This is a genomic window from Rhodobaculum claviforme (assembly GCF_016653255.1).
Lineage (GTDB): Bacteria > Pseudomonadota > Alphaproteobacteria > Rhodobacterales > Rhodobacteraceae > Rhodobaculum > Rhodobaculum claviforme.
Genome location: NZ_NHSD01000149.1, coordinates 1 through 8382, shown reverse-complemented (window position 1 = coordinate 8382; position 8382 = coordinate 1). Strand labels below are relative to the sequence as shown.

General features: G+C 72.6%; 6 protein-coding genes and 1 pseudogene. 4 read left to right on the top strand and 3 right to left on the bottom strand.

All coding sequences use genetic code 11. The annotated features are described in order from the left end of the window. Both CCR87_RS04790 and gpmI read right to left on the bottom strand, forming a co-directional pair. A partial coding sequence (locus CCR87_RS04790) for a S41 family peptidase (protein WP_201156428.1) occupies positions 1–1280 on the bottom strand: 1280 nt, incomplete at its 3' end. 247 nt (positions 1281–1527) lie between these two features. After that, positions 1528–3080 (bottom strand): annotated as a pseudogene (gene gpmI, locus CCR87_RS04785) (2,3-bisphosphoglycerate-independent phosphoglycerate mutase). Between the two features lie 240 nt (positions 3081–3320). Here gpmI and CCR87_RS04780 point away from each other — a divergent pair. Together CCR87_RS04780 and phaR are read left to right on the top strand one after the other, a co-directional pair. Continuing rightward, positions 3321–3776 (top strand): phasin family protein, encoded by a 456-nt coding sequence (locus CCR87_RS04780; RefSeq protein ID WP_201156427.1) that lies wholly within the window; start codon positions 3321–3323, stop codon positions 3774–3776. A gap of 172 nt (positions 3777–3948) precedes the next feature. Then, on the top strand, positions 3949–4515 hold the full coding sequence (gene phaR / locus CCR87_RS04775) for a polyhydroxyalkanoate synthesis repressor PhaR (protein WP_201156426.1): 567 nt from the start codon (positions 3949–3951) through the stop codon (positions 4513–4515). Positions 4516–4521: 6 nt separating this feature from the next. Here phaR and CCR87_RS04770 read toward each other — a convergent pair whose 3' ends face one another. After that, positions 4522–5100 carry a nitroreductase family protein gene (locus CCR87_RS04770; RefSeq protein ID WP_201156425.1) on the bottom strand — a complete coding sequence of 193 codons (579 nt, stop codon included), beginning with the start codon at positions 5098–5100 and terminating at the stop codon, positions 4522–4524. A gap of 107 nt (positions 5101–5207) precedes the next feature. Here CCR87_RS04770 and xth point away from each other — a divergent pair, with 107 nt between their 5' ends. Together xth and hrpB are read left to right on the top strand one after the other, a co-directional pair. Further along, positions 5208–5987, top strand: coding sequence for an exodeoxyribonuclease III (gene xth / locus CCR87_RS04765; RefSeq protein ID WP_201156424.1), 780 nt, complete (start codon positions 5208–5210; stop codon positions 5985–5987). A gap of 14 nt (positions 5988–6001) precedes the next feature. Further along, a partial coding sequence (hrpB, locus tag CCR87_RS04760) for an ATP-dependent helicase HrpB (protein WP_201156423.1) occupies positions 6002–8382 on the top strand: 2381 nt, incomplete at its 3' end.

The window sequence follows — 8382 nt, the reverse complement described above, 5'->3', positions numbered from 1 at the left end:
GCGAGCTGGTAGTCCTGTTCGCGCAGCCGGGCGGTTTCCTCGACCATGCGGCGCTCCTCCTCCAGCATGCGCTGTTCGTCCTCGGACATGGAATCGTTGAGCAGGCTGCCGCGCAGCTGCGATTCGGAGCGCTGCGGCCGGGTGGGGCCGTTGTCGTCCTCGATGTCGCGGCGGGGGGGCTGTTCGACCACGATGTCGGGCGACACGCCCAGCGCCTGGATCGACCGCCCCGACGGTGTGTAGTACCGCGAGGTCGTCAGCCGCATCGCCCCTTCGCCACGCAGCGGGATCACCGTCTGGACCGACCCCTTGCCGAAGCTGCGGGTGCCCACGACCACCGCCCGCCGGTGATCCTGAAGCGCACCCGCGACGATTTCCGACGCCGAGGCCGAGCCGCCGTTGATCAGCACCACCATCGGGCGGCCCTCGATCAGATCGCCCGCGGTCGCGTTGAAGCGTTCGCCGTCCTCGGGGTTACGGCCCCGCGTGGAGACGATCTCACCCTGGTCGAGGAACGCGTCCGACACCCGAATCGCCTGCGTCAGAAGCCCGCCGGGGTTGTTGCGCAGATCGAGCACCACGCCCGAGACCGCATCGAGGCCACCGGCCTCCTCGATCGCCTCGGCCAGGCCGTCGCGCAGGTTGGGCCATGTCTGGTCGTTGAAGGTCGTGACCCGCGCAACCACCGCGTCGTTCTCCAGCCGCACGCGCGCGGCCGTCAGCCGGATGGTGTCGCGCACGATGGAGACGTCGAACGGCTCGGTCCGGCCCTCGCGCACCACGGTGATGACGATTTCCGACCCCACCGGGCCGCGCATCAGCTCCACCGCCTGGTCCAGCGTCATGCCCATCACCGCCTCGCCGTCGACGGCGGTGATGAAGTCCCCGGCCTCGATCCCGGCGGCGTCGGCGGGTGTCCCGTCGATCGGCGAGACGACCTTGACGAAGCCGTCCTCCATCGTGACCTCGATGCCCAGGCCCCCGAACTCGCCCCGCGTCTGCACACGCATGTCGTCGAAATCGCGCGGCGGCAGGAAGCCCGAGTGCGGATCGAGCGAGGTCAGCATGCCGTTGATCGCCGCCTCGATCAGCTCGGCGGCGTCCACCTCCTCGACATAGGAGGCGCGGATGCGCTCGAAGATGTCGCCGAACATGTCGAGCTGCTGGTAGACCGAGCGGTTGTTCCCGGCCTCCTGCGCGATCAGCGGCCCGGCGATCTGTGTCGTCACCAGCGCCCCGGCCAGAATACCGCCTGCGGCGGCCAGCACGTATTTCCTCATCGCCTCAACCCGTCCTTGCCGTTGCGGCCCTGGCCGCGTTTGCGTCCGTCCGTGCCGTGCGGGGGCTGCGCCCCGATCCGACCGGCACCGGTCGATGTCCTGCCTGCACGCAGTCAACCATTCCGGGGGCGGGACCGCAACGCCATCGTGGCGTCCGCCCGCGGGAATGCCCGTGCCCTGTGACGAAAGACTAGCGCGGGATGCGCCGCGTGCATGTGCCGAGCGCGCCCGCGGCCCCGGCGTGCTGTCACGATTGCGTGCCCGCAGGGATGATCAGGCTGCGTCCCGTCATCTCGGGCGGCGGCTCGAGGCCCATGAGCGCCAGCACCGTCGGGGCCACATCCGCCAGCCGCCCGTCGCGCAGCCCCGCCCGGCCGGCCCCCCCACCAGCACCACCGGAACCGGGTTGAGGGTGTGGGCCGTGTGCGGCCCCCCCGTGGCGGGGTCGATCAGCTGTTCGGCGTTGCCGTGGTCGGCCGTCAGCAGCATCGCGCCGCCCACCCGCTCCAGCGCGGCCAGCGCGGCGCCCACGCCCCGGTCGACCGCCGCGCAGGCGCGCCGCACGGCCGCGTCGACGCCGGTGTGGCCCACCATGTCGGGGTTGGCGAAGTTCACCACGATCAGGTCATGCGCGCGGCCCTCGATGGCGGCCACGAGCGCCTGCGTCACCTCCTCGGCCGCCATTTCGGGCGCGAGGTCATAGGTCGCGACCTTGGGGCTTTGCGGCATGTGGCGGTCCTCGCCCGGCTCCGGCGTCTCGCGCCCGCCATTGAGGAAGAAGGTCACATGGGGGTACTTCTCCGTCTCGGCCAGGCGGAACTGGCGCAGGCCGTGGGCCGCGACCCAGGCGCCCAGCGTGTTGACGATGTCGCGCGGCGGGAACATCGCGGTCATGTAGGCGCGCGCGGCGTCGGAGTATTCGACCATCCCCAGCCGCGCGGCCCAGTCCGGGCGCGGGCCGGTGTCGAAGGCGTCAAAGGTCGGATCGGCCAGCGCCGCCAGGATCTCGCGGGCGCGGTCGGCGCGGAAGTTCAGGCAGAACAGCCCGTCGCCGTCGCGCGCGCCCGTGTGGCCGGCGATGACGGTGGGGGCGATGAACTCGTCGGTCTCGCCGCGCGCGGTTGCGGCGGTGACGGCGGCGGCGGCGTCGGGGGCGGTCGCGCCCTCGGCCCGGACGATGGCGCGAAAGGCGCGCTCGACCCGGTCCCAGCGCCGGTCGCGGTCCATCGCCCAGTAGCGGCCCGTCACGGTGGCGATGCGCGCGCCCTGCGGCAGCCCGGCGGCCAGCGCGTCGATGAACCCGGCGGCCGATGTCGGCGCCACGTCGCGCCCGTCGCACAGCGCATGCACCGCCACCGGCACGCCCGCTGCCGTGATGATCCGCGTGGCGGCCAGCAGATGCGCCAGATGCCCGTGCACGCCCCCGTCCGAGGCCACCCCCAGCAGATGCGCCGTCCCCCCCGACGCCCGCAGCGCCGCGATGAAATCGGCCAGTTGCGCGTTGGTGGCGAAGCTGCCGTCCTCGAGCGCAAGATCGATCTGGCCCAGGTCCATCGCCACCACCCGCCCCGCGCCGATGTTGGTGTGGCCGACCTCGGAATTGCCCATCTGGCCGCTGGGCAGCCCCGCGTCGCGCCCGTGGGTGACCAGGGTCGCGTGCGGGCAGTCGCGCATCAGCGCATCGAACACCGGCGTATCGGCGCCGGCCACGCCGTTGCCCGGCCCCGCCGGCGCCAGCCCCCAGCCATCGAGGATGCACAGCACGACCGGGTGCGCGACGGGATCGGGTGGGGTGCTCATCGGCGCGGGCTCCTTGGGGTTCGGATGCGGCACCTTTAGGCAGCGGCGCGCGGGATCGCAACGCCGGCTGCCGGTTGGGGCTGCTGGCAGGGGCGGGGCCGGGCGTGGGTCGGGGCTTTGGTCGGGCGCATCTGGAAAATCATGCCGCACTGCAGCATTCAGGCTTGCAATGCTGCGGTGCAGCATCTATATCGGTGTCACAAGGCAGACGGGGGTCATCCCCCACAGAGGAGAGAACCCATGGTCAAGACCCAGGACTACACCAAGATGATGCAGGACATGATGTCGGCGTTCCCGATGGACATGAAGGGCATGCAGGACGCCTTCCGCACCTCGGCCGCGCTGGGCGAGCGGATGAGCAAGGTGGCGCTGGAAGCCGCCGAGAAGTCGACCGAGATCTCGACCCGCTGGACGCGCTCCACCCTGGCCCAGATGGGCGATGTGGTGAAGACCCGCGAAGAGCCGACCGACTACACCAAGGCGATGACCGACTTCGCCTCGCACTCGGCCGAAACCGCCGCCGAGAACATGGCCGCGTTCGCCGAAGTGGCCAAGCGCGTGCAGATGGAAACCGTCGAGCTGATGCTGGCCGCGGGCAAGGACATGTCCGAGGACGCGACCGCCGCGATGAAGAAGGCGACCTCCGAGGCGACCGCCGCGGCCAAGAAAGTCGCTGCGACCACCGCCGCCAAGTAAGGCGCCGGACCGGACCGACCCGGCGCGCGGCTCCCTCCCTGACCGACGCGCCGCAGCGGGGCGGACCTTCGGGTCCGCCCCGTTCGCATGCCGGCCTTTCCTTTTGCCTCTTCGTCGCCTACGCTGCATCCAGCCGGGTGCATGTCCTGCAGCGTGGCGAAAGGGGATGATCGTGGCCGAAGCGGAAAAGTCGCTGTTGATCAAGCGCTACGCCAGCCGGCGGCTGTACAACACCGAGACGTCGGATTACGTCACGCTCGAGGACATCGCGGGCTTCATCCGCGCCGGACGCGAGGTGCAGATCGTCGATCTGAAATCCGGCGATGACCTGACCCGGCAATACCTGTTGCAGATCATCGCCGAGCATGAAAGCCGCGGCGAAAGCGTGCTGCCGCTGGCGGTGCTGACGGATCTGGTGCGCAGCTACACCACCCAGGCCCAGAGCGTCGTGCCCCAGTTCCTGGCGATGTCGTTCGAGATGCTGCGCGACGGTCAGTCCAAGATGCTCGACAACTTCAACGCGTTCGGCACCCCCATGAAGGGCATGCCGGGCTTCGAGGCGATGCAGCGCCAGCAGGAGGCGTTCCTGAAGACGATGATGCCCGGCTGGCCGACGCCGCGCACCGACGAGGACGGCACACCCGCCGAGCCGTCGCGCGACAGTGGCAAGCAGGACCTCGAACAGATCAAGGCGCAGCTTGCCGCGCTGGAGGCGCATCTTGCAAAGCTGACGCGCTGAGGCGGCTCAGCGCTCCACCCAGGTGACCGTGGCCTCGGGATCGGGGCGGGGACGGTCGCCGGGCTGCGTCGTGGGTGTGCCGATGTGGATCATGCCGGCGACGAACTCGCCCTCGGCCAGGTCCAGCCCCCGGGCGCAGAAGACCGGGTCATGCGCGGCCCAGCCGGTCAGCCACACCGCCCCCCATCCCGACGCCAGCGCGGCGTTGACCAGCGACAGACAGACCGCGCCCGCCGACAGCTGCTGTTCGATCGGCGGGATGGTGGCGTGGGGCCGCGGCACGGCGATGACCGCCACCACCAGATGCGCCTCGGCGTACTGGCGCACGCCCTTGTCGATTCGCGCAGCCTCCAGCCCCAGCGCGGCGCCGCGTTCGGCCGCCAGCCCCGCCAGACGCTCCAGCGCCGGGCGTGCCAGCACCATCAGGCGCCAGGGTTCCAGCTTGCCATGGTCGGGGGTGCGCAGGCCCGCGCGCAGGATCGGCGCCAGCGCGGCGCGATCGGGCACCGGCAGCGCCAGCGTGCGTGCCGGATGCGACCGGCGTGCAAGCAGGAAGTCCATCACGGCGGGCTGGGTCTGTGTCATCGACGTCTCCGGTTGCGGCTGGGCATGACCTAGCCGCCCCCCCGGGCGCTGGCCAGCCCCGCGCGCGGCGATTGCAGCCGCCCGCGCGCCGGGCTATCGGTGCGGGCATGCGTATCGCAACCTTCAACATCAATGGCGTCAAGGCCCGCCTTCCGGTCCTCCTGGGCTGGCTGGAGGCCGCCCGCCCCGACGTGGCCCTGTTGCAGGAGATCAAGTCCACCGACGAGGGCTTTCCCCGTACCGAGGTCGAGGATCTGGGCTACAGCGTCCACACCCATGGCCAGAAGGGGTTCAACGGCGTCGCGATCCTGTCGCGCCTGCCGCTGGAGGATGTGGTGCACGGCCTGCCCGGCGACGATGACGACCCCCAGGCCCGGTGGATCGAGGCATCGGTGATCGGCGCCCGCGCGGTGCGGGTGGCGGGGCTGTACCTGCCCAACGGCAACCCCGCGCCGGGGACGAAATACGACTACAAGCTCGCGTGGATGGCCCGGATGGAGGCGCGTGCCGCAGCCCTGCTGGCGACCGAGGAGCCGGTCGTTCTGGCCGGCGACTACAACGTGATCCCGCAGGACGAGGACGCCGCGCGCCCCGACGCGTGGGCGGCGGATGCGCTGGCGCTGCCTGACAGCCGGGCGGCGTTCCGGCGGCTTTTGCATCTGGGCTATGCCGATGCGTTCCGGCTGCACCATCGCGGGCCCGGGCATTACAGCTTCTGGGACTATCAGGCGGGAGCGTGGCGGCGTGACGACGGGATTCGCATCGACCATCACCTGCTGTCGCCGCAGGCCGCCGATCTGCTCACCGAGGTCCGGATCGAGCGCGAGATGCGCGCGGGCGACAAGCCCTCGGACCATGTTCCGGTCTGGATCGAGTTGGACGCCTGAGCCGCGGGGCCGCCATGACCCTGCCCATCGATGCGGTGTTGCCCGAGGTGGTCGCGGCCCTGCGCGCCTCGGGGCGGCTGGTGCTGCAGGCCCCGCCGGGCGCGGGCAAGACCACCCGGGTCCCGCTGGCGTTGCTGGACCATGTCCCCGGCCGCATCGTCATGCTGGAGCCGCGCCGCCTGGCCGCGCGCGCGGCCGCCGAGCGCATGGCCGCCACGCTGGGCGAGGACGTGGGCGCCACCGTCGGCTACCGCATCCGGGGTGAATCGCGCATCGGCCCCGCGACCCGGATCGAGGTGGTGACCGAGGGCATCCTGACCCGTCGCATCCAGTCCGATCCGGGGCTGGAGGGGGTCGGCGCGGTGCTGTTCGACGAATTCCACGAACGCTCCCTGAACGCCGACCTCGGCCTTGCGCTGGTGTGGGAGGCGCGCACGGCGCTGCGCCCCGACCTGTGGCTGGGGGTGATGTCGGCCACGCTGGACGCGGGCCCGGTGGCGGCGCTGCTGGATGATGCGCCGGTGATCACCGCCCAGGGCACCGCCCACCCGGTGGAGACCCGCTGGCGCGACCGCCCGCTGCCGCCCCGCGCCCGGCTGGAGGCCGAGGTTGCCGCCCAGACTCTGGACGCGCTGGCCGACACCGAGGGCGGTGTGCTCGTCTTTCTGCCCGGCGAGGGCGAAATCCGCCGCACCGCCGCCGCGCTGGAGGGGCGCCTGCCGCCGGGATGCTCGCTGCATCCGCTCTATGGCGCGTTGCCGATTGCGGCACAGCGCGCGGCCATCGCCCCCGCCGCCACCGGCCGCAAGATCGTGCTGGCCACCGCCATCGCCGAAACCTCGCTCACGATCGAGGATGTGCGGGTGGTGATCGACGCCGGGCGCGCGCGCCGGGCGCGATTCGATCCCGCCTCCGGCATGTCCCGTCTGGTGACCGAGCGGGTCAGCCGCGCCGAGGCCGACCAGCGCCGTGGTCGCGCCGGCCGGGTCGCCTCCGGGGTCTGCCTGCGCATGTGGACCCGCGGAGAGGAGGGCGCGCTGCCCGCCCACCCCCCGGCCGAGGTCGAGGCCGCCGACCTGACCGGCCTCGCGCTGGAGCTGGCGGTCTGGGGTGCGCCCTGGGCCGAGGGGCTGGCGTTCCTCACGCCTCCGCCCGCGGCCGCGCTGGTCGAGGCGCGCGCGCTGCTGGCGGCGCTGGGCGCGCTGGACGGGGCAGGGCGGGTCACCGACCATGGCCGGGCGATGGCGGGGCTGCCGCTGCATCCGCGGCTGGCGCACATGCTGCTGACGGCGGGGCGGGGGGCGGCGCCGCTGGCCGCCCTCCTGTCGGCGCGCGATCCGCTGCGGGGCGCGCCGGTGGATCTGTCGCTGCGGCTGGCGGCGCTGGAGGGGCGGCAGGCGGCCCCCGAGGCCGCGCTGGCCCCGATCCGGGCCGAGGCGGCGCGGCTGGCGCGGCTGGCGCCGAAGCGTACCGGGGCGCCGTCGGTGGCGGGCATGGCCTCTCTTGCCTATCCCGACCGGATCGGGCTGCGGCGCCGTGGTCCGGCGCCGCGCTGGCTTCTGGCGGGGGGCAAGGGCGCGGCGATGGACGCGGGCGATCCGCTGGCGGGCGCGCGGCTGATCGTGGCGACCGATCTGGACGGCGACCCGCGCGAGGCGCGCATCCGCCAGGCCGCCCCCCTGTCCGAGGACGAACTGCGCGCCCTGCACGGCGGCCGGATCGAGACCGTTCCGGTGTGCGCCTGGTCGAGCAGGGAAAACCGCGTGCGCGCGCGCCACGAGACGCGCCTCGATGCGCTGGTGCTGGCCTCCGCGCCGTGGTCCGATGCGCCGCCCGACGCGGTGGCGGGGGCGGCTCTCGATGGCGTGCGCGCGCTGGGGCTGGCGGCTTGCGGCATGGGACCGGCCGCGCGGCGCGTGCAGGCCCGGATCGCGCTGCTGCGGGGGCAGGGGGCGGATCTTCCAGACACCTCGGACGCGGCCCTGCTGGAGACCGCCGAGGACTGGCTGCTGCCGTATCTGTTCGGATGCCGAAGTGCCGCGGATCTGGCGGGGCTGGACTTGGCCGAGGCGCTGCTGGCCCGGCTGGACCGCACCCAGCGCGCGGCGCTGGACCGGCTGGCACCGGGGGTGTTCGTCACCCCGCTGGGTCGGCGCGTGGCCATTGACTATGACACCGAAGTCCCCGGCGTCGCCCTGCGCCTGCAAGAGATGTTCGGCTGCGACATCCACCCCACCGTGGGCCCCGACCGCGTGGCGCTGCGTCTGACGCTGCTGTCACCGGCGGGCCGGCCGGTGCAGGTCACGACCGATCTGCCGGGCTTCTGGCGCGCCAGCTACGCCGATGTCCGCAAGGAGATGCGCGGCCGCTACCCCCGCCACCCCTGGCCCGAGGA

Excerpts from the sequence above, each read along its gene's own strand:
- CCR87_RS04780 (WP_201156427.1), top strand. The coding sequence starts at position 3,321 with ATGGTCAAGACCCAGGACTACACCAAGATGATGCAGGACATGATGTCG.
- CCR87_RS04770 (WP_201156425.1), bottom strand. The coding sequence starts at position 5,100 with ATGACACAGACCCAGCCCGCCGTGATGGACTTCCTGCTTGCACGCCGG.
- xth (WP_201156424.1), top strand. The coding sequence starts at position 5,208 with ATGCGTATCGCAACCTTCAACATCAATGGCGTCAAGGCCCGCCTTCCG.